The following is a 25937-nucleotide window of genomic DNA, read 5'->3' as shown; positions in this document are numbered from 1 at the left end:
GCGAACCTGCCGCCTCCCGGCCCCATCAGTCCCCCAGCAGCGCATGGATCTGCGTCAGCAGCTCCCGGGTGGAAAACGGCTTGGTGACGTAGGCATCGGCGCCGAGCGCAAGGCCCTTGGCGATCTCGACCTCCCGCCCCTTGGCCGACAGCATGACGATGCGGATGTCCCGCCAGGCTTCGCTCTCGCGGATCCTCTGGCACACGTCGTAGCCGGACAGCCTGGGCATCATGATGTCGAGCAGCAGCAGGTCGGGCACGCGCCTGGCGATCGCCTCCACGGCCTCCTGCCCGTCGTGCGCCACCATCACGTCGTAGCCGCTTTGCTGCAGCATGTACTCGAGCGAGATCACGATGTTGGGCTCGTCGTCGGCGATCAGGATGGTCTTCTTGGTCATGTGAAGGTCACTTCGCAGTGGCTTGTGCCGCCTCGGCCGGTGCCCCGTGGCGCGGGCGGGCATCCAGCGGCAGCGTGAACGAGAAGGTCGCACCCTGCCCCAGCATGCTCTCGACCCACAGCTCCCCGCCGGAATGCTGCACGATCTGGCGGCTGATGGGCAAGCCGAGGCCGGTGCCGCGCGGCTTGTCGGTCAGGGTGTTGCCCACCTGGTGGAACTTCTCGAAGATGGTCTGCTGGTCGGCGGTCGCGACGCCGATGCCGTTGTCGCGCACGTCCACCCGCAGCGCCGCACCTTCGATGCCCAGGCGGATGTGGATGCGGCCCTGGTCGCGGTCGCAGAACTTCACCGCATTGGCGATCAGGTTGATCAGCACCTGCATCAGCCGGTCGCGGTCTGCGCGCACGGTGGGCAGACCGGCCGGCAGCTCGGCGCTGAGCCGGGCGCCGCGTTCGGCCACCAGCGTGCTGGTGGCCGACACCGCCTCCTCGATCACGTCCTTCAGGTCGAGCTCGGTGGAATGCCACTCGGCGGTGCCCGACTCGAGCTTGGCCAGGTCGAGCACCTGGTTGATCAGCCGCGTGAGGCGTTCACTTTCCTTGACCAGGATGCCCAGGAACTGGCGGCGCTTTTCGAGGTCGAGCTTGGGATCGGCCTGCAGGATCTCGGAGAAGGCGCGGATCGACGTGAGCGGGGTGCGCAGCTCGTGCGTCACCATCGAGATGAAGTCGTCCTTCAGGCGGTCGAGTTCCTTGAGCCGCTCGTTCGCGGCCCGCAGTTCGGAGGTGGCCGCCTCCAGCTCGCGCGACTGCTGCTCCAGCTGGCGGCTGTAGGCGATGACCTGCGAGGCCTCGTCGAGGATGTCGAACAGTTCGTCCATCGACAGCGGCTCCTCGTGGACCACTGAGGCGATCATCACGCGGGCAGACGCCGCGCCGATGGCGCCGGCCAGCAGGTTCTCGGCGAAGTGCACCAGCTCGGCATCGGGTTCAAGCCGGGCCACTTCGCCCGCGCCGGTGCGCTGCGCGTACTGCGCGAACGCTGCCTCCGCCCGCTCGCGCCCGATGAAGCGTCCGACCAGGACCAGCACCTCGGCCACCGAGGCGCGGCCGCGCCAAAGGCGGGCGGTGCGCGGCGTGCTCTTGAAGACGTCGACGAACAACACCGCCTGCGCCTGCTCGCGCACCCCCTGGCGGCCCAGCAGCGACACCGCCGCGTATCCGCCGGCGTTGGCCAGCATGCTCCAGAACAGCGAGTGGCTGATGTTGTCGATGCCCTGGAGGCCGAACAGGCCCTGCGGCTTCAGCCAGCCGATGCCGAAGGGCCCCTGCTCGATGAACGAGATGTCCAGGCCCCAGCCCGAGCGCGCGAACGACGGCAGCAGCAGCGTGTAGCCCCACACCAGGAAACCCAGCGACAGGCCGGTGAGCGCGCCTGCGCGGCTGCCCTGCTTCCAGTACATGCCGCCCAGCATGGCGGGCGCGAACTGCGCCACCGCCGCAAACGACACCAGGCCGATGGACACCAGGGCATAGGCCTCGCCCGCCGCGCGGTAGTACACGTAGCCCAGCATCATCAGCAGCACGATGGCGCCGCGGCGTATGCCCAGCAGCAGGCCGGAGAGGTCGCTACGCTGCGACAGCGCCAGGGCCTTCCAGCGCAGCAGCACCGGCATCGCCAGGTCGTTGCAGATCATGGTGGACAGCGCGATGGTCTCGACGATCACCATGCCGGTGGCCGCAGACAGGCCGCCGATGAAGACGAACAGCGCCAGCGCCTCCTGGCGATGCGCCATGGGCAGCGTGAGCACGAAGGTGTCGGCATCCACCTGGCCGGGCGGGAACTGCATGAGCCCGGCGAAGGTGATGGGCAGCACGAACACGTTGATGGCCAGCAGGTACACCGGGAACAGCCAGATCGCCTTGGTGAGGTGGTTCTCGTTGACGTTCTCGACCACGCTGATCTGGAACTGCCGCGGCAGGAACAGGATGGACAGCATCGACAGGAAGATGAGCCAGCCCCACGAGCCGTAGGTGCCGGCCGAGCTGCCCAGCGTGAGCAGCTTCTCCACGTCGGGCAGCTGCGCGGCGCGCTCGAAGATGTCGCCGAAGCCGCCGTAGAGGCCGAAGGTGACGAAGGCCCCCACGGCCAGGAAGGCCAGCAGTTTCACCAGCGATTCGAAGGCCACCGCGGCCACCATGCCTTCATGGCGCTCGGTGGCATCGAGGTGGCGGGTGCCGAACACGACGGTGAATGCCGCCAGCAACAGCGCCACGTACAGCGCGGTGTCGTCGAGCAGGTGCCCGGCCTCGCGGCGCGCCGGCATCGACACCTCGGGGTACTGCAGCAGGATGCCGAAGCTGGCCGACACCGCCTTCAGCTGCAGCGCGATGTACGGGATGATGCCGATCACCGCGATCACCGTGACCAGCCCGCCCAGCAGGGCGCTCTTGCCGTAGCGCGCCGCGATGAAGTCGGCGATCGAGGTGATGCGGTTGCGCTTGCTGATGCGGATCATCTTGCGCAGCACCAGCCACCACAGCGCCGCCACCAGCGTCGGGCCCAGGTAGATCGGCAGGAAGCCCACGCCGGTGGCCGCCGCGCGGCCCACGCTGCCGTAGAAGGTCCAGGAGGTGGCGTACACCGCCATCGACAGCGCGTAGATGTACGGGTTGGCGATGATGGAGCGGCCGGCGTCGGCCCGCTTGTCGCCCCAGTAGGCGATCGCGAACAGGATGCCCAGGTAGGCAAACGAGGTGAGCAGGATGACGCCGCCGTGCAGCATGCCTACTTCCAGCGCTCGACCACCAGGACCATCAGCACGATGAGCAGGACCCAGGCACCGAAGAGGTAGGCGTACAGCAGCGGAATGCCGAACACCGAGCCGCCGGTGTTGAACAGCGCAAGCAGCGGGAAGCTGAACAGGAGCCACCCGAGCACGAACAGTGCGACCAGCCGCTGCGCCTGCACTGGGCGATGCATCATCGTCTACCCCCTTGGTCGAGCGCCGATGATGAGCCGCTCAGCGCTGATAGTCCAGCGCAAGCCGCTGCTGCAGCGAGCGCGCCACACGCAGCACTTCCTTCAGCACATGCCGGTCCAGCTCGTTGAGCGCGGCCGTGTCGAGCAGGTTTGGGTTGCCGCGGGGGGCGCCGGCTCCGGCCTCGTCGGCGCCCTGCCCGACCTGCACGCGCAGGCGCAGCATCTGAAGGAACTCGAACGCGGCGATCCAGACCTCGGCCTCGGCCGCCGGCACCTGGCCGGCGGCGGCGAGCGCCTCGAAGCGCCGCCGCGTGCCGGTGAACGGCACCCCGTGCGCGAGCGCGAGGAGGCGGGCGGCGTCCACGAACAGCGCGGTGCCCTGCAGCTTGAGGTCGATGCGGTGGCCGTCGATGCCGCCCAGCCAGGTGAGCGGGGGGCCGTGCGACAAGGCGTTGTCGGCCAGCTGCTTCATGAAGCGCGGCAGGCGCTGCGCACCGCCGGTGACGGCGTCGCGCAGCGGCAGGGCCAGCTCGGCGCGGCCGGCGATCGGCCGCAGGTCGAAGTAGATGCTGGCCGCCAGCAGATCCTGCGGGGCGCCATGTTCCATCCAGTGCGCGAAGCGCTCGCGCCATTCGGCCGGCGTGAGGCAGCACTCGGGGTTGGAGGCCATCACACCGCCCTTGCACAACGGGTAGCCGCAGGCGTCGAGGGCGTCGTTCACGCGCCGGCCGAAGGCCAGCCACGAGGCGCGCTCGCGCTCGGGCACATCGCTTTCGAACACGAGGCCGTTGTCCTGGTCCGTCGCAATGGTCTGCTCGCTGCGCCCTTCGGAGCCGAACGCCAGCCAGCAGGCGCGGTGCAGGTCCATGCCGACCTCGGCCGCCAGCAGCTCCACCAGGTGCCCGGTCAGCACGTCGTTGAGGTGGCTCACGAGCTCGGTGAGCTGCCTGGCCGCCACGCCCTGCGCGAGCAGGCCGCGCGCGAGGCGCCGGATGTCGCGCGCCGCGCCGGCCAGCGCGGGCACGTCGCGCGCCGCACGGATCGCCAGGCTCACATGCTTGAGCGACAGGCGCTGCATCGCGAACAGGTCGCGCTGCGACACGATGCCCACCACACGCCCGCTCTCGGTGACCGGCAGATGGCGGATGCCATGGCGCGCCATCAGCAGCGCTGCGTCCTGCGCGGTGTGCTCGGCCGTGAGCGTGTGCACCGGCGTGCTCATCACCTGCTCGATGGGGCTGTCCATCGGCAGGCGGGCGAGCGTCACGCGGCCCAACACGTCGTGCCGCGTGAGGATCCCCAGGGCGGTGCCGCTCGCGTCCAGCACCAGCACCGAGCCGATGTGGCGCTCGTGCATCAGGTGCAGCGCCTGCCCCACCGTCGAGCCGGGGCCGACGCCGGCCGGCGGCCGCCGGGCGATCGTGCGCAGCGGGGATTCGAGGCTCTGCTCGGCGAGCTGCCGCCAGGCGTAGCTCGACTGCAGCGCACGCTGCGAGGCAGCCGGGTCGGCCGGGATCGGCGCGGCGTCGTCGTGTGCCATGGCCGCCGATGTTAGGAGCCGGCTGCAGGGGCCGCAATGCGCGCCGACAAAGAAAAAGCCCCGCTCGGGCGAGCGGGGCTTCGTGGCACGGACCGGGATCAGGCCCTGCCGAGCTTGAGGTCTGGGTAGCGCACGTGCTCGACGAGCTCCTGCGTTTCCTTCTTCGGTGCGCCGGTCAGCAGGCTCACGATGACGATCACCGCGAAGCCCACCGGCACGCCGAACAGGCCGGCCGAGATGGGCTGGATGCCCCACCACAGCTCGATCGGCGACGTGACGCCGAAGATGCCGCGCAGCCAGACCTGGGTGGTCACCATGTAGTAGAAGGTGACGCCCAGACCGGCCACCATGCCCAGCGTGGCGCCCCACTTGTTGGCGCGCTTCCAGAAGATGCCGAGCACCAGGGCCGGGAAGAAGGCCGCGGCCGCGAACGAGAACGCCGCGGAGACCAGGAACAGGATGTCCGCCGGCTTCTGCGATGCCACGAAGGCGGCCATCAGGGCCACGACCACCAGCAGCGCCTTCGAGATGGTGACGCGGCGCGCCGTGGGCGCGTTCGGGTCGATCATCTTGTAGTACAGGTCGTGCGACAGCGCGTTGGCGATGGTCAGCAGCAGGCCGTCCGCGGTGGACAGCGCCGCAGCCAGGCCGCCGGCCGCCACCATGCCGGAGATGACGTACGGCAGCCCGCCGATGGCCGGCGTCGCCAGCACGATGATGTCGCCGCCGATGCGCATCTCACCCAGCTGGAAGATGCCGTCCTTGTTGACGTCGGCCACCGTGAGCAGCGTCGGATCGACCTTGTTCCAGGCGGATATCCACTCCGGCAGCTTGTCGAACGGCGTGCCCACCAGCACGGTGAAGATCTCGTACTTCACGAGCACCGCCAGTGCCGGCGCGGTGAAGTACAGCAGGAAGATGAAGAACAGCGACCAGGTCACCGACTCCCGCGCTTCCTTCACCGACGGCGTGGTGTAGTAGCGCATCAGGATGTGCGGCAGCGCGGCCGTGCCCACCATCAGGCAGAACACCAGCGCGAGGAAGTTGCGCCTCGACTCGTCGTAGGTCTTCTTCGCCGCTGCGTCGCCGTTGGGGTCGCCCGCGTAGATCTGGGCATGCGCCGGCATGCCGGCCAGCGGCTTGGCCCGCCCTTCATTGCTGGTCTTGCCGGCGGTGTAGGCCTTCTTGGCTTCGACCATGTCCTTCGGCAGCCCGGCCACCGCCTTCTCGGCCGCCTGGATCTCGGCGGCCGGCGCGTTGGCGGCCTTCAGGTCGGCGAGCTTCTTCTCGGCGGCAGCCTTGTCGGCTGCCATGGCGGCCGGGATGTCCTTCAGCTTGGCGTCGAACTCCGCGGCGCGCTGCTTGAAGATCGCGATGACCTCCTGCTCCTTCGGGTCGTTCTTCAGCCGGTTCTCGGCTTCGGTGACCTTCTGCAGTTGCATGCCGTAGACGGCCTGCGGCACCGGCACGCTGGTCTGCTTGACCGACAGCCACACCACCGGCACCAGGTAGGCAATGATCAGGATGATGTACTGCGCCACCTGCGTCCACGTCACCGCGCGCATGCCGCCCAGGAACGAACACACCAGGATGCCGCCCAGGCCCACGAAGATGCCGACCTCGAATGCCAGGCCCGACAGGCGGGTGGTGATGAGGCCCACGCCGTAGATCTGCGCCACCACGTAGGTGAACGAGCACAGGATGGCGGCAAGGATGCCGATCAGCCGCGGCAGGTTGCCTTCGTAGCGCGCCCCGAGGAAGTCGGGAATCGTGAACTGCCCGAACTTGCGCAGGTAGGGCGCCAGGAACAGCGCCACCAGGCAGTAGCCGCCGGTCCAGCCCATGATGAAGGCCAGCCCGCCGTAGCCGGTGAGGTAGAGCGTGCCGGCCATGCCGATGAAGGACGCGGCGCTCATCCAGTCGGCGCCGGTGGCCATGCCGTTGTAGATGGCGGGCACCCGGCGGCCGGCCACGTAGTACTCGGCGGCGTCGGTGGTGCGGCTCATGATGCCGATGCCGGCATACAGGGCCACCGTGGCGAGCAGGAAGATGAAGCCGATCCAGTTGCGCGGCAGCCCCATCTGCTCGAGCACCGCCAGCACGACGATGAACGCGATGAAGCCGCCGGTGTACCAGCCGTACACCTTGTTGAGCTGCTTGCGGAACGCCTGATTGGCCGAGGCGGCGCCGCCGCCCCGACTGGTTTGAACGCCTACGCCAGCCATGTCATTCCTCCTCGGCGACGCCGTGTTCCTGGTCCAGGCGGTTCATGTACCGCGCGTAGTACCAGATGATGAGCACGTACACGATCAGGGCCCCCTGGCCCGCCACCCACCAGCTGAACGGCCAGCCGAAGAAGCTGAAGCTAAGGTCGCGGGCGAAGTACCCGATCACGAACGTCACGAAGAACCAGATCGCCAGCAGCACGCTGGTGATGCGAAGGTTCTTCTGCCAGTAATGCCGGTGTCTCTCCGTCAATTGCATCGCAGTTGCCTCCAACGTTGTCCCTCCGGGGAAACCCCGGCACCGATGATCGGCCGCCTCTTGCGGCTCGTACTACCTACTGCCCGGAACTCGCGTTCCGCTCACGGAACCAGCCCGGTTTCGCGCTCCAGCTGTGCGGCCACCTTGGGCTCGAAGCCCTTGAGGTGGCGGATGATCTTTCGCGTTTCCTCGGGTTCGTGGCGGTCCATGTGCACGCGGGCCAGCTGGTACCAGCCGTAGGGGCTCATGGGTTGCAGTTCGGTGTTGCGCCGCAGCGCGGCGACGGCGTCGTCGAAGCGCTGCTGGCGGATCAGCGTGAGGCCCAGGCCGTACCACGCACGGTCGAGTTTCGGATCCAGCGCCAGCGCCTCGCGGAAGGCCTGTTCGGCCGGCACCAGCTCACCGGCGTCTTCGAGCAGGAAGGCCAGGTTGAACCAGTCGGCGGCGCTGCGCTTCGGGTGGGCCGCCACCAGGGCGCGCGCATCTTCGATGGCTTCGCTGCGCCGACGCAGCTGCGAGCGCACATGGGCGCGGCTGGCCAGGGCATAGGCGTCGCCCGGCCAGCGCGCAAGGATGGCGGAGAACTCGCCCTCGGCCGCCTGGCTGCGGCCCAGCAGCAGCCAGGCGATGGCGCGCAGCTTCAGGCGCCAGTAGCCGAAACCTTGGCCGTTCAGCGACACAGGTGCACTCCGATCTCCAGGCAGGTCTGGATGCGCACGAGGGTGACCACCACCCACAGCATGGCCAGCAGCACGAAGGCGGCCAGCGGGATGTGCCGGTCGAGCACGACGCGCGGCGTGATCAGGCGCACGCCCCTCACGAAGGGCCGCGTCAGCACCGCCAGCAGCTGGTAGAAAAAGTTGGAGTCGCGCCGGCTGCCGGCCAGCAGGCCGAGCACCCACTGGCCCACGAAGGCCATGAGGGCAATTTCCGCCACCAGCTTGATCGAGGTCACTGCCAAGAGCATGTAAGCGCCGTGTAAAGGAACGGACCCGACTTTCGCGCCACATCCCTTACAGGTTTCTGACAATTTGCCGGTACCCGGCGGTAACCCGACCCGTGGATACCCTTGGTCGGCCGCCGCCCCGCCCTCTTGGCCCGACCAGGGACGCTCCAGGCCCCATGCGAAAATGCACGCCCTTTGAAGAGGACGTTTTTCCATGGACATCGAACACATCAACGCCCTGGGCGCCCAGCTTGCCGATCTGAGCCAGCGCACCCAAGACCTACGGGGGTATCTTTGACTACGAAGTCAAAGCAAACCGCCTGAGGGAAGTCAACGCCGCGCTCGAAGACCCGAACGTCTGGAACGAGCCGAAACGCGCCCAGGAGCTGGGCCGCGAGAAGAAGTCCCTCGACGCCGTCGTCGTCACGCTGGACAAGCTGACGCAGGAACTGGCCGACAACACCGAGCTGTACGAGCTGTCGAAGGAAGACAACGACATCGACGGCATCCAGGCCATCGAGGCCGAAGTGCAGGGGCTGGCCGCCATCGTGGCCGACCTCGAGTTCCGCCGCATGTTCGGCAACCCTGCCGACCCGCTGAACTGCTTCCTCGACATCCAGGCCGGCGCTGGCGGCACCGAGGCCTGCGACTGGGCCAGCATGCTGCTGCGCCAGTACCTGCGCTATGCCGAGCGCAAGGGCTTCAAGGCCGACGTGATGGAAGAGACCGAAGGCGACGTCGCCGGCATCCGCAGCGCCACCATCAAGATCGAAGGTGAATACGCCTTCGGCTTCCTGCGCAGCGAGACCGGTGTGCACCGGCTGGTGCGCAAGAGCCCGTTCGACTCGTCGGGCGGCCGCCACACCTCGTTCGCGAGCGTGTTCGTCTACCCCGAGGTGGACGACTCCATCGAGATCGAGATCAACCCGGCCGACGTGCGCACCGACACCTTCCGCGCTTCGGGTGCGGGTGGCCAGCACATCAACAAGACCGACTCGGCGGTGCGCCTGACGCACATGCCGACCGGCATCGTGGTGCAGTGCCAGAACGACCGCTCGCAGCACCGCAACCGCGACGAGGCCTGGCAGATGCTGCGCGCGCGCCTGTACGAGCACGAGATGCGCAAGCAGCGCGAGCAGCAGCAGAAGCTCGAGGACAGCAAGACCGACGTGGGCTGGGGCCACCAGATCCGCTCGTACGTGCTCGACCAGAGCCGCATCAAGGACCTGCGCACCAACGTCGAGATCTCCAACACCCAGAAGGTGCTGGACGGCGACCTCGACGCCTTTATCGAGGCCAGCCTGAAACAGGGCATCTGACAACACAAAGACCGGAGACCGCACACCATGCGTGAAGGCACCAACACCGTCGTTCGCCGCGAGGACTACACCGCGCCCGCCTACTGGATCCGCACCGTGGACCTCTGCTTCGAGCTCGACCCGGCCAAGACGCTGGTCATCAACAAGATGACCGTCGAGCGCAACGCCGACCGGCCGGCCGAGCCGATGCGGCTCGACGGCGAGGACCTCAACCTCACCCGGGTGCTGGTCAACGGCGAGTCGGTGTCCTTCCGTGTCGAGAACGACCAGCTGGTGCTCGACACGCTGCCCGACGGCAGTTTCTCGCTGGAGATCCGCACCACCTGCGCGCCCGAGAAGAACACCCAGCTGTCGGGCCTGTACACCTCGGGCGGCGGCTTCTTCACCCAGTGCGAGGCGCAGGGCTTCCGACGCATCACCTACTTCCTGGACCGGCCCGACGTGATGGCCGTCTTCACCGTCACGCTGAAGGCCGACAAGGCGAAGTACCCGGTGCTGCTGTCCAACGGCAATCTGCTGGAGCAGGCCGAGCTGCCCAACGGGCGCCACATGGCCAAGTGGCACGACCCCTTCCCCAAGCCCAGCTACCTGTTCGCCCTTGTCGCCGCGAACCTGGTGGCCCGCGAGCAGAAGATCCGTTCGCGCTCGGGCCGCGACCACCTGCTGCAGGTCTATGTGCGCGCCGGCGACCTCGACAAGACCGAACACGCGATGAACTCGCTCATCGCCTCGGTGGCCTGGGACGAAGCCCGCTTCGGCCTGTCGCTCGACCTGGAGCGCTTCATGGTGGTGGCCGTGAGCGACTTCAACATGGGCGCGATGGAAAACAAGGGACTGAACATCTTCAACACGAAGTACGTCCTGGCCAACCCGGCCACCGCCACCGACGTGGACTACGCCGGCATCGAGAGCGTGGTGGGGCACGAGTACTTCCACAACTGGACCGGCAACCGGGTCACCTGCCGGGACTGGTTCCAGCTCAGCCTGAAGGAAGGCCTCACCGTCTTCCGCGACCAGGAATTCAGCCAGGACCTCGCCGGCAGCCCGAGCGCGCGGGCGGTCAAGCGCATCGACGACGTGCGGGCGCTGCGGCAGTTCCAGTTCCCCGAGGACGCCGGCCCCATGGCCCACCCGGTGCGGCCCGACAGCTACCAGGCGATCGACAACTTCTACACCGCCACCGTCTATGAAAAAGGCGCGGAGGTGGTGCGCATGCAGCACACCCTGGTCGGCCGCGAAGGTTTCGCCAAGGGCATGGCGCTGTACTTCCAGCGCCACGACGGCCAGGCCGTCACCTGCGACGACTTCGCCCAGGCCATTGCCGATGCCAACCCGGGCAGCGAACTGGCCGCGCGGCTGCCGCAGTTCAAGCGCTGGTATTCGCAGGCCGGCACGCCGCGGGTGAAGGCGCTGGGCCGCTACGACGCGCCGAGCCGCACCTACACCCTGCTGCTCGAGCAGCACAGCCTGCCCTCGACCGGCCAGCCGTCGAAGGAACCCTACGTCATCCCGGTGGCGATGGGCCTGGTGTCCCGCGAGGGCCGTCCGCTGCCGCTGCAGCTGGAGGGCGAAGCCGCACCGGTGGGCACCGACCGCGTGCTGGTGCTCGCCGAGGCGCGCCAGTTCTTCACCTTCGTCAACGTCGACAGCGAGCCCGTGCCTTCGCTGCTGCGCGGCTTCTCGGCGCCGGTGACGCTGGAAGCTCCGCTCGCCGACGACGACCTGCTGACGCTGCTGGCGCACGACCCCGATCCCTTCAACCGCTGGGAAGCCGGCCAGCGCCTGGCGCTCAACCGCCTGCTGGCCGCGGTGCAGGCCGGCGGCGAACTGAGCGTCGACGAAGCCTTCGTGGGTGCGATGCGCAGCGTGCTGCGCCACCCCGAGCTCGACGCCGCCTTCAAGGAGCTGGTGCTCACCCTGCCCGGCGAAGGCTATCTGGCCGAGCAGCTCGACGTGGTCGACCCGCAGCGCATCCACGCGGTGCGCGAATCGATGAAGCAGCAGCTCGCGCAGGCGCTGCGCGACGACTGGGCCTGGGCTTTCGAGGCACACCAGGTGAGCGGCGGCTATTCGCCCGACCCGGTGTCTTCGGGCCGCCGTGCGCTGGCCAACCTGGCGCTGGCCAACCTGGTACAGGACGCCGCCCTGCGCGGCGACGCCGTGTGGCCGGGCAAGGCGCTGCAGCGCTTCAAGGACGCCGGCAACATGACCGACCGCTTCGGCGCGCTGGCCGCGCTGGTGAACGCCCATGCCGAGCTGGCCGCGCCGGCACTGCAGCGTTTCCATGCGCACTTCAAGGACGAGCCGCTGGTCATCGACAAGTGGTTCGCCCTGCAGGCCGGCGCCCCCGAGCGCGACGGCAGCGTGTTCGCCCGCGCCAAGGCGCTGCTGGCGCACCCGGACTTCTCGCTGCGCAACCCCAACCGCGCGCGCAGCCTGCTGATGCCGCTGTGCCTCAACAACCCGGCGGCGTTCCACCGCACCGACGCCGCCGGCTACGTGTTCTGGGCCGACCGCGTGATCGAGATCGATTCCATCAACCCGCAGCTCGCCTCGCGGCTGGCGCGCGCGCTCGACCGCTGGAAGCAGCTGGCCGAGCCCTACCGCAGCGCCGCGCGTGAAGCGATCAGCCGCGTGGCGGCCAAGCCGGACCTGTCGCCCGACGTTCGCGAGATCGTCACCCGAGCCCTCCAAGACTAAGGACCCTCCATGACCCGACGAGTCAGCCTGACCCAGTACCTTGTCGAGCAGCAGCGCGAGCATGGCCGCATCCCCGGCCAGCTGCGCCTGCTGATCGAGGTGGTGGCCCGCGCCTGCAAGCGCATCGCCATCAGCGTCAACAAGGGCGCACTGGGCGACGTGCTGGGCAGCGCCAACACCGAGAACGTGCAGGGCGAGGTGCAGAAGAAGCTCGACATCATCGCCAACGAGGTGCTGATCGAGGCCAACGAATGGGGCGGCGCGCTGGCCGCCATGGCCTCGGAAGAAATGGACAGCATCCACGTCATTCCGAACCGCTATCCGCAGGGCGAATACCTGCTGCTGTTCGACCCGCTCGACGGCTCCAGCAACATCGACGTGAACGTGAGCATCGGCACCATCTTCTCGGTGCTGCGCAAGGTCGGCCACCACCACGGCGTGAGCGAAGAGGACTTCCTGCAATCGGGCAAGGCGCAGGCCGCGGCCGGCTACTGCATCTACGGCCCGCAGACCACGCTGGTGCTCACGGTGGGCGACGGCGTGGCGATGTTTACGCTCGACCGCGAGCAGGGCTCGTGGGTGCTCACCGGCGAGAACCTGCAGATCCCGGCCGACACCAAGGAATTCGCGATCAACATGAGCAACAAGCGCCACTGGGCCGCCCCGGTGACGCGCTACATCGACGAGTGCCTCGAAGGCAAGGACGGCCCGCGCGGCAAGGACTTCAACATGCGCTGGGTCGCCTCGATGGTGGCCGACGTGCACCGCATCCTCACCCGCGGCGGCGTGTTCATGTACCCCTGGGACAAGCGCGAGCCCGACAAGCCCGGCAAGCTTCGCCTCATGTATGAAGCCAACCCGATGGCCTTCATCGTCGAGCAGGCCGGTGGCGCCGCCACCAACGGGCTGCAGCGCATCATGGAGCTGCAACCTTCCAAGCTGCACGAGCGGGTGAGCGTGGTGCTGGGCTCGAAGAACGAGGTCGAGCGCGTGACCGCGTACCACCGCGACGCCGCGTGAGGCCTCTGGCGAGGCATCGCACAAAACCTCCGCTATAATCGCGGGCTTCCGCCGGTGTAGCTCAGTTGGTAGAGCAGCGCATTCGTAATGCGAAGGTCACCAGTTCGAATCCGGTCACCGGCACCAGACCTGAAAAAAGGGCCCGCTCCTGCGGGCCCTTTTCTCTTTCCGCCCGGCGCTCGAACCCGCGGCCTCGCAAGACCTCATCGCAAGCGCCGGCGGTGCAGCAGGTACCAGGCCGCTGGCACCACCAGCATCGACAGCAGCGGCGCGGTCACCATGCCGCCCACCATGGGCGCCGCGATGCGGGCCATGATCTCGGAGCCGGTCCCCTCGCCCCACATCATCGGAACGAGCCCCGCCATCACGATCGCCACCGTCATGGCCTTCGGGCGGACCCGCAGCACCGCACCCTCGCGAATGGCCGCCAGCAGCGTCGCCTCGTCGTCCGGCTCGCCGGCCTTCAGGCGGCGCTCGCGGGCGTTCTCGAGGTAGACCAGCATGACCACGCCGAACTCGGCCGCCACGCCGGCGAGCGCGATGAAACCCACCGCGGTGGCCACCGAGACGGAATGGCCCAGCAGCCAGACCAGCCAGAAGCCGCCCACCAGCGAGAACGGCACCGCCGCCATGACCAGCAGCGCATCGCTCGCCTTGCGAAACAGCAGGTACAGCAGCACGAAGATCACCGCCAGCGTTGCCGGTACCACCACCTTCATGCGTTCGGTGGCACGCTCCAGGTATTCGAACTGGCCCGACCACGAAAGGGCATAACCGGCGGGCATCGCCACCTCCCTTGCCACTGCGGCCTGCATGTCGCGCACCACCGAGCGGAGGTCGCGGCCCCGCACGTCCACATAGACCCAGCCCGACAGGCGCGCGTTTTCGCTGCGCAGCATCGGCGGCCCTTCCTCCAGGCGCACCCGAGCCACGTCGCGCAGCAGCAGCTGGGCCCCCCGTTCCGTCACGAACGGCAGGGCACGCAGCCGCTCCAGCGAGTCGCGGATCTCGCGCGGGTAGCGGACGTTGATCGGGAACCGCTCGCGGCCGCTCACCACCTCGCCGACGTTCTCGCCGCCGATCGCGGTGGCCACGACCGCCTGCACGTCGGCCACCGACAGGCCGTATCGCGCGGCGGCCACACGGTCCACGTCGACATCGATGTAGCGGCCGCCGGTCAGCCGCTCGGCCAGCGCCGACGAAACCCCCGGCACATCCTTCACCACCGACTCGATCTGCACCGCCAGCCGGTCGAGGGTGGCAAGGTCGGAGCCTGCGACCTTGATGCCGACCGGGCTCTTGATGCCGGTGGCCAGCATGTCGATGCGGTTGCGGATCGGCGGCACCCAGATGTTGGACAGGCCCGGCACCTTCACCGCGCGGTCGAGCTCCTCGACCAGCCGGTCCGGCGTCATGCCCGCACGCCACTGGTCGCGCGGCTTGAACTGGATGGTGGTCTCGAACATCTCCAGCGGCGCCGGGTCGGTGGCGCTGTCGGCACGCCCGGCCTTGCCGAACACCCGCTCGACCTCGGGCACGGTCTTGATCAGCCGGTCGGTCTGCTGCAGCAGCTCGGCCGCCTTCGAGACCGGCAGGCCCGGCAGCGCCGACGGCATGTACAGCAGGTCTCCCTCGTCCAGCGGCGGCATGAACTCGCCGCCCAGGCGCAGGGCCGGCACCACCGTCAGCGCCAGCACGATGCCGGCGGCCACCAGCGTGGCCTTGGGGAAACGCAGCACCGCCTCCAGCGCCGGGCGGTAGGCCCGCATCAGCCAGCGGTTGAGCGGGTTGGCGTTCTCGTGCGGGATGCGCCCGCGCACCAGCAGGCCCATCAGCACCGGCACCAGGGTGACCGACAGCGCCGCTGCGGCCGCCATCGTGTAGGTCTTGGTGAAGGCCAGCGGCGAGAAGAGCCGCCCTTCCTGCGCTTCCAGCGTGAACACCGGCAGGAAGGACAGCGTGATGACCAGCAGCGAAAAGAACAGCGCCGGGCCCACCTCGACCGCGGCCGAGGTGACCAGGGCCCAGCGCTCCTCGGCCGTGGGCCGCCGCCCGTGCACGTGCTCGAAGCCCTCGATGTGCTTGTGGGCCGCCTCCAGCAGCACGACCACGCCGTCGAGCGCGGCGCCGCATGCCAGCGCAATGCCCGCCAGGCTCAGGATGTTGGCATTCAAGCCCTGCCAGCGCATCACCACGAAGGCGATGCCCACGGCGATGGGCAGCGAGATCACGGCCACCAGGGCCGAGCGCAGGTGGAACAGGAAGACGGCGCAGACCACCGCCACCGCGATGAACTCCTCGGTGAGCTTGAGCCGCAGGTTGTCGATGGAACGGTCGATGAGCTTCGACCGGTCGTAGGTGTCCACCACCTCCACCCCTTCGGGCAGACTGGGCTGCAGTTGCCGCAGCCGGGCCTTGACGGCCTCGATGGTGGACCGCGCGTTCTTGCCGGATCGCATCACCACCACGCCGCCGGCCACCTCGCCCTCGCCGTCGAGCTCGGCAATGCCGCGCCGCATTTCCGGGCCCACCTGCACGAAGGCGACGTCGCGCAGCAGCACCGGCGTGGCGCCGGACACCGCGATGGGAATGTCGCGGAAGTCGTCCAGCGATTTCAGGAAGGCGCGCGAGCGCACCATGTACTCGGTCTCGGCCAGCTCGACCACCGAGCCGCCCGACGACTGGTTGGCCTTCTGCAGCGCCTGCACCACCGCGCCCTGGCTGATGCCGAGCTGGCGCATCCGGTCCGGATCCAGCACCACCTGGTACTGGCGCACCATGCCTCCGATGCTCGCCACCTCGGCCACGTCCTGCACCGTCTTGAGCTCGAACTTCAGGAACCAGTCGTTGAGCGCGCGCAGCTGGCCGATGTCGGCCTTGCCGGTGCGGTCGACCAGCGCGTATTCGTAGACCCAGCCGACGCCGGTGGCATCAGGACCCAGCGCGGCGGTGGCGCCCGCCGGCAGGCGGCCCTGCACCTGGTTGAGGTACTCCACCACGCGCGAGCGGGCCCAATAGGGGTCGGTCCGGTCGTCGAACAGGATGTAGACGAACGAATCGCCGAAGAAGGAATAGCCGCGCACCGTCTTCGCGCCGGGCACGCTGAGCATGGTGGTGGTCAGCGGATAGGTCACCAGGTCCTCGACCACCTGCGGCGGCTTGCCCGGGTAGCTCGTGCGCACGATGACCTGCGTGTCGGACAGGTCAGGCAGCGCATCGACCGGCGTGCCGGCGACCGAGAAGAGCGCCGCGGCCACCAGGAAGCTTGTGGCCACCAGCACCAGGAAGCGGTTGGCCACCGACCAGCGGATCAGTGCGGCGATCACTTGGCGGCTCCGGTGCGCTGAACCGTGACGAGCTCGTAGTCGTCGCCCTTCTTCCTGAACTCGAAGCGCACCGTGTCGCCGGGCTTCATGTCGGGGAACGCATCCGGGCCCGGTTTCGCGAAGCCCATGGTCATGGCCGGCCACCGGAGCTCCGGCACGGGGCCGTGGCTCAGCGTGATGGCCTGCGCATCGATGCTTTCGATCGTGCCCTGGGCCGAATGGGTTGCCGATGCCGGTGCGGGCGCGGAAGCCGCTGCTGCAGGCGCCGGTGCCATGCTGCCCAGCACCGAGCGCAGGCGCGCTTCCGAGTCCACCAGGAACTGGCCGCTGGCCACCACCTGTTCGCCTTCGGCCAGGCCTTCGGCCACCTCGATCTGGTCGCCCAGCTCCACGCCGAGCTTGACCTCGCGCGGCTCGAACGTACCGCCCTCCTTGCGCACGATGGCCACCGCGCGGGTGCCGGTGCGGATCACCGCCTCGGCCGGAACCACCAGGCGCGACGTCGCCGGACCTTCGACCTGCAGGCGCAGCAGCATGCCCGGCACCAGCCGGCCGCCCTTGTTGTCGACCTCGAACCGCGCCTGCAGCGTGCGGGTGGCCGCATTCACCTGGGGCAGGATCTCCTGCATCGTCCCGTCGAAGGTCTGGCTCGGGTCGGCCTGCAGGGCCGCCTTCACCTTGCGGCCCCGTGCGAGGCGCACCGCCTGCGCTTCGGGCACTTCGGCGACGGCCCACACCTTGTCGAGCCCGGCGATGCGAAACAGCGTCATGCCGGGCGACACCGCAACGCCCTCGCGCGCTCCCAGCTCGACGACCACGCCGCCGGCCGGCGCGAGCAGCGTGTAGCGGGCGTCCACCGTGCCGCCCTCCTCGGCCTTGCGCACCAGCTCGGGCGGGATCGACATCGCACGGGTGCGTTCGCGTGCCGCGGCCAGCAGCTCGGCGGAGGCGCCGGCGCGCTTCAGCGCGACGATCTCGTTGAGGGCGCCCAGCCATTCGGGCGCGAACACGGTGCCGAGCGCCTGCCCCTTGGCCACACGCTGCATGGGCGCACGCACCGCCAGCCGCTCCAGGTAGCCGGCGGTGCGCGTCTGCACGGCCACGCCCAGGCGCTCGTCGAACTGCACCGTGCCCACCGCATCGAACGATTCGCTCACCGGCGCCCGCTTCACGATCGCGGTGCGGATGCCGAGGTTCTGCTGCACCTGCGGACTCACCTTCACGTCGGTGCCGCCGGCCTCGTCGGCATAGACCGGCTGCAGCTGCATGTCCATGAAGGGCGACTTGCCCGGCTTGTCGAACCTGTGGCCCGGCACCATGGGGTCGTGCCAGTACAGGACCTTGCGTTCGCCTGCGGGCGCAGGCGCAGCGGGCGCGGGGCCTCCGGCCGTCGTGCGGCCCAGGTAGAAGGCGCCGCCGGCCGTTGCCAGCACGGCAGCGAGCACCACGGCGGAAAGCTGGACGCGGTTCATTGCGCGGCTCCTTGAACGATCGGCTTGAAAACGAGTTGCGCCCGGGCCTTGGCCAGGTCGCGTTGCAGGTCGAGCAGCTTGCGCCGTGCCTCGAGTTCGGCATGCCGCGACTCGAACACCATCGCGAGGCCGGCCTGGTTGGCGCGGTAGGCGGCGAGCGCGGCGACGGTGCGCTGCCCGAGCGGCTCGATCACGCTGCTCTCGTAGCGCTGGATGCGCGCCTGCAGGCGCACGGCATCGCCCGAGAGGGCCGCGTACTCGCCGGCCGCGGCCCGGCGCGCCTCCTCCAGCTCGGCCTGCGCCTTGTCGAGCAGGGCCATCCTGGCTGCGCGCTCCCGGTCCTGCCGTGACGCGGGCGCCACCGGCAGCGGAATGCTCACACTGAAGGAAACCATGTCCGGCCGGCCCTGGCGTTGCCCGTACGACAGCTCGTAGGTCCAGTTGGGCCTGCGGTTCAGCCGCGCGACCTCGAGCTCCTGGCGAGCGACCTCGATGTCCCGCTGCCTGGCCACGACAACGGGGTGGCCGGCCACAAAGTCGTCCTGGCCCGGCGCATCGGCCAGTGCCAGCGGCGGCATGGCCAGTTCATCGACGCTCGCGCCCGTCCAGCGCTGCAGGCCGGCGGCGGCGGCTGCCTGCTGCTGGCGCAGGTCGGCCGATGCGTCCTCGGCCGAGCCGAGGGCGCCGGTCAGACCCAGCACCTCGGCGCTGCTGCCGGCGGCAGCGGCCTGCCGGCCCTTGCCGGCGGCGAGGTCTTCGCGGGCGTGCTTCTCGTTGAGGCTGGCGAGCTTCGCCGCCTCGCCCGCGTAGTAGGCGTCGATGAAGGCCATCGCCGTCTGCAGGCGCGCTTCTGCCGCAGCCATGCGCTCACCCGCCGCCTCCCGCTCGGCCATCGCATGGGCCACCGCCTCGCGCGCGGCCCGCTTGTCGGCGGCGATCCATTCCTGCGAAATGCCGGCACGCTTCATCGTCATGTCCTCGGCACCGGTGCTGAACCGGTTGGGGCCGCTCGCCGGCAGGTTGTCGATGCCGCCGAAGAGCATGGGGTCGGGCTGCTGCCCCGCCGCCCGGGCCATCTCGGCCGCGCCGTGCGCGCTGGCGCGCGCCGACCGGACCGACTGCGAACGCTGTACCGCCAGGTCGATCGCCTGGTCGAGCGAAAGCGGGGCCGCGGCGGCCCGGGCGGCCGGCCAGAGCGTGGCGGCCAGTGCGGCAGCCAGTGCGGCTGCACGCAGAACGTGTGGGGACATCGAAGGCTCCGAAGACGGGCGGGTACTCAGCTGGCGGCGGACACGCCGCGCCAGCACCGGTCAGTCGATGGAGCGGGTCAGACCCGCAGTCGCAGGGTCGAGAGGAACAACGGATCCGCAGGCGCCTGGGCCTCCGGCGTGGCCGCCACGGGCATGGCGCGCACAGCGGCCGCATCGAGCTCGAGCGGCAGCTCGATCACCTGCACGACCATGGGTGCAGAAACGCTCGGCAGCTTGACGGGCTCGAAGGACTGGGGCGCCCCCGACGAGTGCTCTGCACAGAGGGCCGGCTGGTCCGCGTCCATGCCTTCACAGGGCTCGCCCGAGACCGCCATCTCGGCCATGGCGGCGGCATCCTGCTGCTCGGGGCAGACGTAGCTGGCGAGCGCCAGCTGCGAGAACAGCAGCGACAGCACCACGATGAACGCGGCGGTCAGGCGATGGGTGAAACGGCGGGCCATGAAGGCGCCCAGTTTAGCGGTGTGGCTCGGGCTGCGGTTGCGCATCAGGTCATGCAGGCGCCGGCCACGCGCCCGCCTGCGCTGCATCAATGCCGATGCGAAGGACCGTGCCGGCCTGCTCGTTTGACGGTCGTCAATCCAGCCCGGTGCGCTTGCTGCGAAGCTGACACGCGACACAGCCTGGAGGACACACCATGGCCCCTGCCCCACAGCAAGCCCCTTCGTTCTGGAGGTCTCCCGCCGGCGCGGCCCTGCTGGTCGCCGCAGCCGTTGGCGGCTTCTACCTCGCCACCGAGCACACCGCGCACCTGTTCGGGGCCTTGCCCTACCTGCTGCTCTTGGCCTGCCCGCTGATGCATGTGTTCATGCATCACGGCCACGGTCACCGGCACGGACCACATCGGAGCAGCGACGATGAACAACACCGGCAATGACTACGGCCTGTGGGGTCTGGTGGCCATCAACTCGTTCATCTTCATCGGCTTCGCCTACAGCTTCTTCAGGCCGCTGAACCTGCGCGACTGGCGCAGCTTCGGCGCCTACAGCGCGTTCGTCGTCGCGCTGTTCGCCGAGATGTACGGCTTTCCGCTGACCATCTACCTGCTCTCTGGCTGGCTGGGCTCGAAGTTCCCCGGAGTCAACCTGTTCGGGCACGAGGCCGGGCACCTGTGGTGGCTGGCCTCGGGCCGGCAGGGCGACCCGCATTTCGGCGTGCTGCACCTGCTCAGCTTCGTGTTCCTGTTCGCCGGCTTCGCGCTGCTGTCGAAGTCCTGGCATGTGCTGTACCACGCGCAGCGGCTTCACCAGCTGGCCCGTTCAGGGCCGTACCGGCACGTGCGGCATCCACAGTACATCGGCTTCGTCGCCATCATGTTCGGCTTCCTGCTGCAGTGGCCCACGCTGCTGACGCTGGCGATGTTCCCGGTGCTGGTGGCGATGTACGTGCGGCTGGCCATCGCCGAGGAGCACGATTCCGAGCAGGCCTTCGGCGACGCGTGGCGCGAGTACGCGCAGGCAACACCGCGCTTCCTTCCCCGCTTCGCGAAGGACGACGACCATGCACGGCCGCTCGGCAGCCGCACGGGGCGCTGAGCTCGCCGCCGGACTGGGCGCGATCGTGCTGGGCGCTGCGCATGCCTCGCGGCGCTGGGGCTCTGGCTGGTGGTGGCCTTTGCCATCGCTCGTTAGCCGGATGCGCGCGCCTTCCGGTGCGCGCCGTTTCAGCCGCCGCCGGCCGCCGCTTCGCGCAGCTTGTCCTTCTTGCTCTTGCGCCGGCCCTTGATGCCGCCGTTGGATGGCGCCGGTGCAGGCGGTGATGCCTCTCGCGGCTCGAAGCCCGCGATGCGCTCGCGCGTGACGCGCTGCCGCTGCCGCTTCTCGATGAGCCGGAAGTGAGCCTCCGTCGCGGCGCTGACGAAGCTCACCGCCAGGCCGGTGGCACCGGCCCGGCCGGTGCGGCCGATGCGGTGCGTGTAGTCGACCGGCGATCGGGGCAGGTCGTAGTTGACCACCACGCCGAGGTCCGGGATGTGCAGGCCGCGCGCTGCCATGTCGGTGGCCACCATCACCCGCAACGCGCCGCTGCGCAGGTCGGCCAGCACGCGGTTGCGAGCGCCCTGGCTGAGGTCGCCGTGGAAGGCGGCAGCCGCGATGCCGGTGCGGCGCAGCTTGTCGGCCACATGATCGCTGGCATAGCGCGTGGCCACGAACACGAGCACACGCGACCACCGGCCCTGCTCGATGAGATGCCGCAGCAGCGGCGTGCGCTGCGCCGGGTCCACCTCCACCGCATGCTGCTCGATGGCGGCCGGCCCGGCGTCGGGCGCTGCGGGCGCATCCACGCGCACCGGATCGCGCAGCAACGCATCGGCCAGCGCCTGCACCGCCGGCGCGAAGGTGGCCGAAAAGAACAGCCCTTGCCGGCGCGCCGGCAGCAGCGCCGTGAGCCGTGAGAGTTCGTCGGCGAAACCCTCGTCGAGCAGCCGGTCGGCCTCATCGAGCACGAGCAGGTTGACGTCGTCGAGCTTGACCGCATGGCGGTCGACGAGATCGAGCAGCCGACCCGGCGTGGCCACCACCACCTCGGCGCCGCCGCGCAGCCCGAGCATCTGCGGGTTGATCGAGACGCCGCCATGGAGGACGGCCACTTTCACCGGATGGGCCATGCGCCGGGACAAGGCCTGGATCGTCTCGCCCACCTGCATGGCGAGCTCGCGGGTCGGCACGAGCACGAGGGCATAGGTGCGCCGCCACGCGGGTCGCCGGGTGTCGAGCCGATGCAGCAGGGGCAGCGCGAAGGCGGCCGTCTTGCCGGAACCGGTGCGGGCGCAGCCGATCACGTCGCGCCCTTGCAAGGCGAGCGGAATGGCGGCCGCCTGGATGGGCGTGGGCTCGCCATAACCACGCTCGACGGCGGCCCCAACGAGCGCCGCCGACAGGCCGAGTGCGGCGAACGGCGAGTTCTCGGGAACCGACGTCACAGGCGCCTCACCTTCACGGAGCGGCCCTTCACCTTGCCGCCATTCAACCCGCGCAGGGCGGCATCGGCCACGTCGCGCCGCACCGCCACGTAGGTGGAGAAGTCGTTGACGTCGATCCTGCCGATGCAGGCGGCGTCGAAGCCGAGGTCCTTGGTGAGCGCGCCCAGCACGTCGCCCTTGCGGATCTTTTCCTTGCGTCCGCCCAGGATCTGCAGCGTGACCATGGGCGGCCGCAGCGGCCCCGGAGAGGCGTCGTCCTGTGCCGCGGCCGCGGTCAGCTCGGCCAGCGGATGCCACACGCTTTCGCGGCCCTGCATCTCCTCGATGCGGCCCACCCGGCCCATCTCTTCCATGCTGGCGAGGCTGAACACCAGGCCCGACTCGCCGGCACGGCCGGTGCGGCCCACCCGATGGGTGTGCACCTGGACCTCGGGCGTGATGTCGACGTTGATGACGGCTTCGAGGCGCGCGATGTCGAGCCCGCGCGCGGCCACGTCGGTGGCCACCAGCACGCTGCAGCTGCGGTTGGCGAACTGCACCAGCACCTGGTCGCGCTCGCGCTGGTCGAGGTCGCCGTGCAGCTCGAGCGCGACGATGCCCTCGGCCTGCAGCACGGCCACCAGGTCGCGGCACTGCTGCTTGGTGTTGCAGAAAGCCAGGGTGCTCTCGGGCCTGAAGTGGTTGAGCAGCAGGCCCACCGCATGCAACCGCTCGCTCTCCTTCACTTCGTAGAAGCGCTCGCGGATCCGGCTGGCGTCGTGGCGCTCGGCAAGCTTCACCTCCTGCGGGTCGCGCAGGTAGCGGGCGGCGAGCCGGGCAACGTCGTCCGGGTAGGTGGCCGAGAACAGCAGGGTCTGCCGCTGCGTGGTGGGCGGGCAGTGCCGGGCGATGGCCGCGATGTCGTCGGCAAAGCCCATGTCCAGCATGCGGTCGGCTTCGTCGAGCACCAGCGTGTTGAGCGCGTCCAGCGCCAGCGACCCGCGCTCGAGATGGTCGAGCACGCGGCCGGGCGTGCCCACCACCACATGCGCGCCGTGCTCGAGGCTCGCCAGCTGCGGACGCATGGTCGCACCGCCGCACAGCGTCAGCACCTTGATGTTGTCTTCGGCCTTCGCGAGGCGCCGGACCTCCTGCGACACCTGCTCGGCGAGCTCCCTCGTGGGGCACAGCACCAGGGCCTGCACCGCGAAGCGCCGCGGGTTGAGGTTGGCCAGCAGCGGCAGCGCGAAGGCCGCCGTCTTGCCGCTGCCGGTCTTGGCCTGCGCGATCAGGTCCTTGCCGGCCAGCGCCAGCGGCAGGCTCGCCGCCTGGATGGGAGTCATCTGCTCGTAGCCCAGGCGCTGCAGGTTGGCCAGCACATGGTCTGCGAGGGGGAGGGTCGAAAAGGCGGGGCCGGTGAAGGAAGCGCCGTCGGAGGATGCGGTCATGCGCCGATTGTCGGGCTTCGCCCCTGGCGTGATTTCCGGCCACTGGAGCAAAGGCCGCGACGCGCAGACAATACGGGCTCTTTTTTCCCCGGTCCGCCGTCCATGTCCACTTCTCCCAACGAGCCGCAACCGCAACCGCAGGTGCAGCAAGACGAACAACAAGAGCCGCTCGCAGCTGCCGCACCTGCCTCGCAACAGCGCGAAGCGCCGGCGGACGCGGCCGCACTGCTCAAGCAGACCTTCCCTGCCCTCTTCGGCGGCGGCGCCAAGCCCTTGAAGCTGCGCATCCAGGCCGACATCCAGGAGCGCGCACCGGGCGTCTTCACCAAGCAGGCGCTGTCGGCCTTCCTGCGCCGATACACCGGCGGCACCAGCTACCTGGTGGCGCTGACCAAGGCACGGCACCGCTTCGACCTCGACGGCAACCCGGCCGGCGAGATCACCGAGGAGCACCGCAAGGTGGCCGCCGACGAACTGGCGCGCCGCCGCGCCAACCGCCAGGCGCGCGATCAGCTCGAAGAGGAGCAGCGCCGCAACCGCGCCGCGCTGCTGCGCGACTTCGAGCGCACCACCCTCACGCCGGCCAACTTCTGCGCGCTCAAGGGCGTGGCCCCCGAAGAACTCGACGGCCTGCTCGAGCTGGCACGCCGCGAAGCGCAGGAACGCCCGCCGATGGAGCCACGCCGCGCCTTCGACGATCGGCGCGGCCCGCGCAGCCGGCCCGGCAGCCCTCCGCAGGAGCGGCGCGCCGACCGGCGGCCCGGCCAGGACAAGCCGTCGTCGTCAGGCGGCGGCCGGGGCGGCGACGACCGGCCCTCGCCTGCGCAAGGCCACAAGGGCAAGCAGGCCCGCTAGCAGCAGCGCATAGGCCTCGGGCTCGGGCACCGGCGTGATGAGCGTGGACACCAGCGTCATGTTGTTGGTGTCCAGCGAGCCGAGCGCGAGCACCTGGCCCATGTCGTTGAGAAACGCCACGTGCGTGTGGACCTCCATCAGGTCGTTGAAGCTTTCGCCCAGCCAGGCGGTGAGGTCGCTCATGCGGCCGTCGGCATAGAAGAACAGGTGCCAGTCGCCGCCGGCCACCTGCGAGCGGCCGAGCACATGGCCGCGGGCATTGATGGCGAAGGCCTCGCTGCTTTCGCCGCCCAGCGTGCCCAGGTCGGTCATCGTTCCGTTGTCCCACAGGAAGGCATGCGAGCCGCCCGTCGCACCCACGGTGGAGGCGCCGACGATCTGGCCTGCGTTGTTGATGTCCAGCGCCCACGAGCTGCCGCCGCCGAGCGTGCCCAGGTTGGTGAGGCCCGAGCCCTCGTTGTAGACCCAGGCTCGCTGGCCGAAGTTGCCGTCCTGCGCGTCGGTCTGGCCCACGATCTGGCCGGCATCGTTGATGGCATTGGCCCGGCTGTAGGGCCCGCCGATGGTGGTGAAGGTCCCGTTCGCGCCGAACACGTAGCCCTCTCCGACGTTGCCCTCGTGGTAGCCCACCGACACGCCGTGCTGGTTCATGTCCAGGGGCACGATGCCCACGTCGCCGTGGCGGATGAGCGACACCTGGCCGTCCGGGCGCTGCACGAAGCCCAGGCCGCGGCCGCCGGCGTTGGGGTCGAGCGAGGGGTTGGATGTGTAGCCGAGGATGTCGCCGCGTTCGTTGATGCGCGCCGGCGTGACATAGCGGGCCCCGACCGGACCTACCTGCGTGTAGCCGCCGCTGCTGCCGTCGTAGCGGAACCCCTGGTTGTTGATGACATCAGGGTTGACCTCGGAGCCCACCGGGATGTACCAGCCCACCACCTGCCCGCGGTCGTTGATGCCGGTGGCGCTGGCGTAGCCGCTGCCGAACGGCTGCAGCATCTGCATCTGGCCGTTCTGCCAGACGAAGGGCTGCGCACTGCCCGAGCCGTAGTAGACGTCGCCGACCACCTGGCCCAGGTTGTTGAGCGCGGCGCCGTACACGCGGGAGGAACCGGCCGCCTCGATGCGTACGCCCTCCCAATGCAGGCCGGCGGGCTGCGCCTGCGCTGCGGCATGCAGGCCGCCACCCAGCGCCACCAGGGCATACATCGTCGACCGGCACCAGCGCCGGCAATCGGTTTTCATGGTTCTCTCCCGTGAGCAGAGCTGCCCCATGCCCCA

At 69.4% G+C, this 25937-nt stretch carries 21 protein-coding genes and 1 tRNA gene; 7 read left to right on the top strand and 15 right to left on the bottom strand.

The window, feature by feature from the left end; genetic code table 11:
* Positions 1 to 25 precede the first annotated feature (25 nt).
* The 8 genes from E8D38_RS12985 to E8D38_RS28965 all read right to left on the bottom strand — a co-directional run bounded on the left by E8D38_RS12985 (position 26) and on the right by E8D38_RS28965 (position 8370).
* The gene (locus tag E8D38_RS12985) at positions 26 to 397 is read right to left on the bottom strand and encodes a response regulator transcription factor (RefSeq protein WP_140630779.1); all 372 of its coding nucleotides are present in this window, start codon (positions 395 to 397) and stop codon (positions 26 to 28) included.
* A gap of 7 nt (positions 398 to 404) precedes the next feature.
* Positions 405 to 3182 carry a sensor histidine kinase gene (locus tag E8D38_RS12980; RefSeq protein WP_140630776.1) on the bottom strand — a complete coding sequence of 926 codons (2778 nt, stop codon included), beginning with the start codon at positions 3180 to 3182 and terminating at the stop codon, positions 405 to 407.
* A gap of 2 nt (positions 3183 to 3184) precedes the next feature.
* The gene (locus E8D38_RS12975) at positions 3185 to 3382 is read right to left on the bottom strand and encodes a hypothetical protein (protein WP_246099470.1); all 198 of its coding nucleotides are present in this window, start codon (positions 3380 to 3382) and stop codon (positions 3185 to 3187) included.
* A 37-nt stretch (positions 3383 to 3419) separates the two neighbouring features.
* On the bottom strand, positions 3420 to 4919 hold the full coding sequence (locus E8D38_RS12970; RefSeq protein ID WP_140630772.1) for a DUF294 nucleotidyltransferase-like domain-containing protein: 1500 nt from the start codon (positions 4917 to 4919) through the stop codon (positions 3420 to 3422).
* A 98-nt stretch (positions 4920 to 5017) separates the two neighbouring features.
* Positions 5018 to 7144 (bottom strand): sodium:solute symporter family protein, encoded by a 2127-nt coding sequence (locus E8D38_RS12965; protein ID WP_140630769.1) that lies wholly within the window; start codon positions 7142 to 7144, stop codon positions 5018 to 5020.
* A 1-nt stretch (position 7145) separates the two neighbouring features.
* On the bottom strand, positions 7146 to 7403 hold the full coding sequence (locus E8D38_RS12960) for a DUF4212 domain-containing protein (protein ID WP_140630766.1): 258 nt from the start codon (positions 7401 to 7403) through the stop codon (positions 7146 to 7148).
* 101 nt (positions 7404 to 7504) lie between these two features.
* Positions 7505 to 8083 (bottom strand): tetratricopeptide repeat protein, encoded by a 579-nt coding sequence (locus tag E8D38_RS28970; protein WP_246099469.1) that lies wholly within the window; start codon positions 8081 to 8083, stop codon positions 7505 to 7507.
* Positions 8074 to 8370 carry a hypothetical protein gene (locus tag E8D38_RS28965; protein WP_246099468.1) on the bottom strand — a complete coding sequence of 99 codons (297 nt, stop codon included), beginning with the start codon at positions 8368 to 8370 and terminating at the stop codon, positions 8074 to 8076. Before E8D38_RS28965 ends, E8D38_RS28970 begins: the two co-directional genes overlap by 10 nt.
* A 193-nt stretch (positions 8371 to 8563) precedes the next feature.
* Between E8D38_RS28965 and prfB the strand changes: the two genes are divergently transcribed.
* The 4 genes from prfB (at position 8564) to E8D38_RS12935 (ending at position 13514) form a co-directional block, all read left to right on the top strand.
* A protein-coding gene (prfB, locus tag E8D38_RS12950) for a peptide chain release factor 2 (RefSeq protein ID WP_140630759.1) occupies positions 8564 to 9668 on the top strand; the annotation gives its coding sequence in 2 pieces (ribosomal slippage) (positions 8564 to 8644 and positions 8646 to 9668; 1104 coding nt in all).
* Between the two features lie 27 nt (positions 9669 to 9695).
* Positions 9696 to 12368: an aminopeptidase N gene (gene pepN, locus E8D38_RS12945; RefSeq protein WP_140630756.1), complete on the top strand. Its 2673-nt coding sequence runs from the start codon at positions 9696 to 9698 to the stop codon at positions 12366 to 12368.
* Between the two features lie 9 nt (positions 12369 to 12377).
* The gene (locus tag E8D38_RS12940) at positions 12378 to 13388 is read left to right on the top strand and encodes a class 1 fructose-bisphosphatase (RefSeq protein WP_140630753.1); all 1011 of its coding nucleotides are present in this window, start codon (positions 12378 to 12380) and stop codon (positions 13386 to 13388) included.
* A 50-nt stretch (positions 13389 to 13438) separates the two neighbouring features.
* Positions 13439 to 13514, top strand: a tRNA-Thr gene (locus E8D38_RS12935).
* Positions 13515 to 13591: 77 nt separating this feature from the next.
* Here E8D38_RS12935 and E8D38_RS12930 read toward each other — a convergent pair.
* The 4 genes from E8D38_RS12930 to E8D38_RS12915 form a co-directional block, all read right to left on the bottom strand.
* A complete protein-coding gene (locus E8D38_RS12930; RefSeq protein ID WP_140630748.1) occupies positions 13592 to 16714 on the bottom strand; it encodes an efflux RND transporter permease subunit in 3123 nt (1040 codons plus the stop codon).
* Positions 16711 to 18186 (bottom strand): efflux RND transporter periplasmic adaptor subunit, encoded by a 1476-nt coding sequence (locus E8D38_RS12925; RefSeq protein ID WP_140630745.1) that lies wholly within the window; start codon positions 18184 to 18186, stop codon positions 16711 to 16713. Before E8D38_RS12925 ends, E8D38_RS12930 begins: the two co-directional genes overlap by 4 nt.
* Positions 18183 to 19436, bottom strand: coding sequence for a TolC family protein (locus tag E8D38_RS12920; RefSeq protein ID WP_140630742.1), 1254 nt, complete (start codon positions 19434 to 19436; stop codon positions 18183 to 18185). Before E8D38_RS12920 ends, E8D38_RS12925 begins: the two co-directional genes overlap by 4 nt.
* A 77-nt stretch (positions 19437 to 19513) precedes the next feature.
* Positions 19514 to 19942, bottom strand: coding sequence for a hypothetical protein (locus E8D38_RS12915; RefSeq protein ID WP_246099467.1), 429 nt, complete (start codon positions 19940 to 19942; stop codon positions 19514 to 19516).
* A gap of 149 nt (positions 19943 to 20091) precedes the next feature.
* Here E8D38_RS12915 and E8D38_RS12910 point away from each other — a divergent pair, with 149 nt between their 5' ends.
* Positions 20092 to 20331 carry a DUF2933 domain-containing protein gene (locus E8D38_RS12910; protein WP_140630739.1) on the top strand — a complete coding sequence of 80 codons (240 nt, stop codon included), beginning with the start codon at positions 20092 to 20094 and terminating at the stop codon, positions 20329 to 20331.
* Positions 20312 to 20989: a methyltransferase family protein gene (locus E8D38_RS12905; protein ID WP_140630736.1), complete on the top strand. Its 678-nt coding sequence runs from the start codon at positions 20312 to 20314 to the stop codon at positions 20987 to 20989. Before E8D38_RS12910 ends, E8D38_RS12905 begins: the two co-directional genes overlap by 20 nt.
* A gap of 128 nt (positions 20990 to 21117) precedes the next feature.
* On the opposite strand, the gene E8D38_RS12900 is transcribed toward E8D38_RS12905, so the two are convergent.
* Positions 21118 to 22377 carry a DEAD/DEAH box helicase gene (locus E8D38_RS12900; RefSeq protein WP_140630732.1) on the bottom strand — a complete coding sequence of 420 codons (1260 nt, stop codon included), beginning with the start codon at positions 22375 to 22377 and terminating at the stop codon, positions 21118 to 21120.
* A complete protein-coding gene (gene dbpA / locus E8D38_RS12895; RefSeq protein ID WP_140630727.1) occupies positions 22374 to 23804 on the bottom strand; it encodes an ATP-dependent RNA helicase DbpA in 1431 nt (476 codons plus the stop codon). The genes E8D38_RS12900 and dbpA overlap by 4 nt, the downstream gene beginning before the upstream one ends.
* Before the next feature lie 102 nt (positions 23805 to 23906).
* On the opposite strand from dbpA, the gene E8D38_RS12890 reads away from it, so the two are divergent.
* Complete coding sequence (locus tag E8D38_RS12890) at positions 23907 to 24659, top strand: ProQ/FINO family protein (RefSeq protein WP_140630724.1); 753 nt, start codon at positions 23907 to 23909, stop codon at positions 24657 to 24659.
* On the opposite strand, the gene E8D38_RS12885 is transcribed toward E8D38_RS12890, so the two are convergent.
* On the bottom strand, positions 24588 to 25901 hold the full coding sequence (locus E8D38_RS12885; protein ID WP_181179110.1) for a PEP-CTERM sorting domain-containing protein: 1314 nt from the start codon (positions 25899 to 25901) through the stop codon (positions 24588 to 24590). The genes E8D38_RS12890 and E8D38_RS12885 overlap by 72 nt on opposite strands.
* Positions 25902 to 25937 lie beyond the last annotated feature (36 nt).

Origin of the sequence: Methylibium rhizosphaerae, assembly GCF_006386545.1 — a bacterium.
GTDB lineage: Bacteria > Pseudomonadota > Gammaproteobacteria > Burkholderiales > Burkholderiaceae_C > Pseudorivibacter > Pseudorivibacter rhizosphaerae.
Note: the sequence above shows the minus strand (reverse complement) of the source record. Positions and strands in the feature narration are given on the sequence as shown.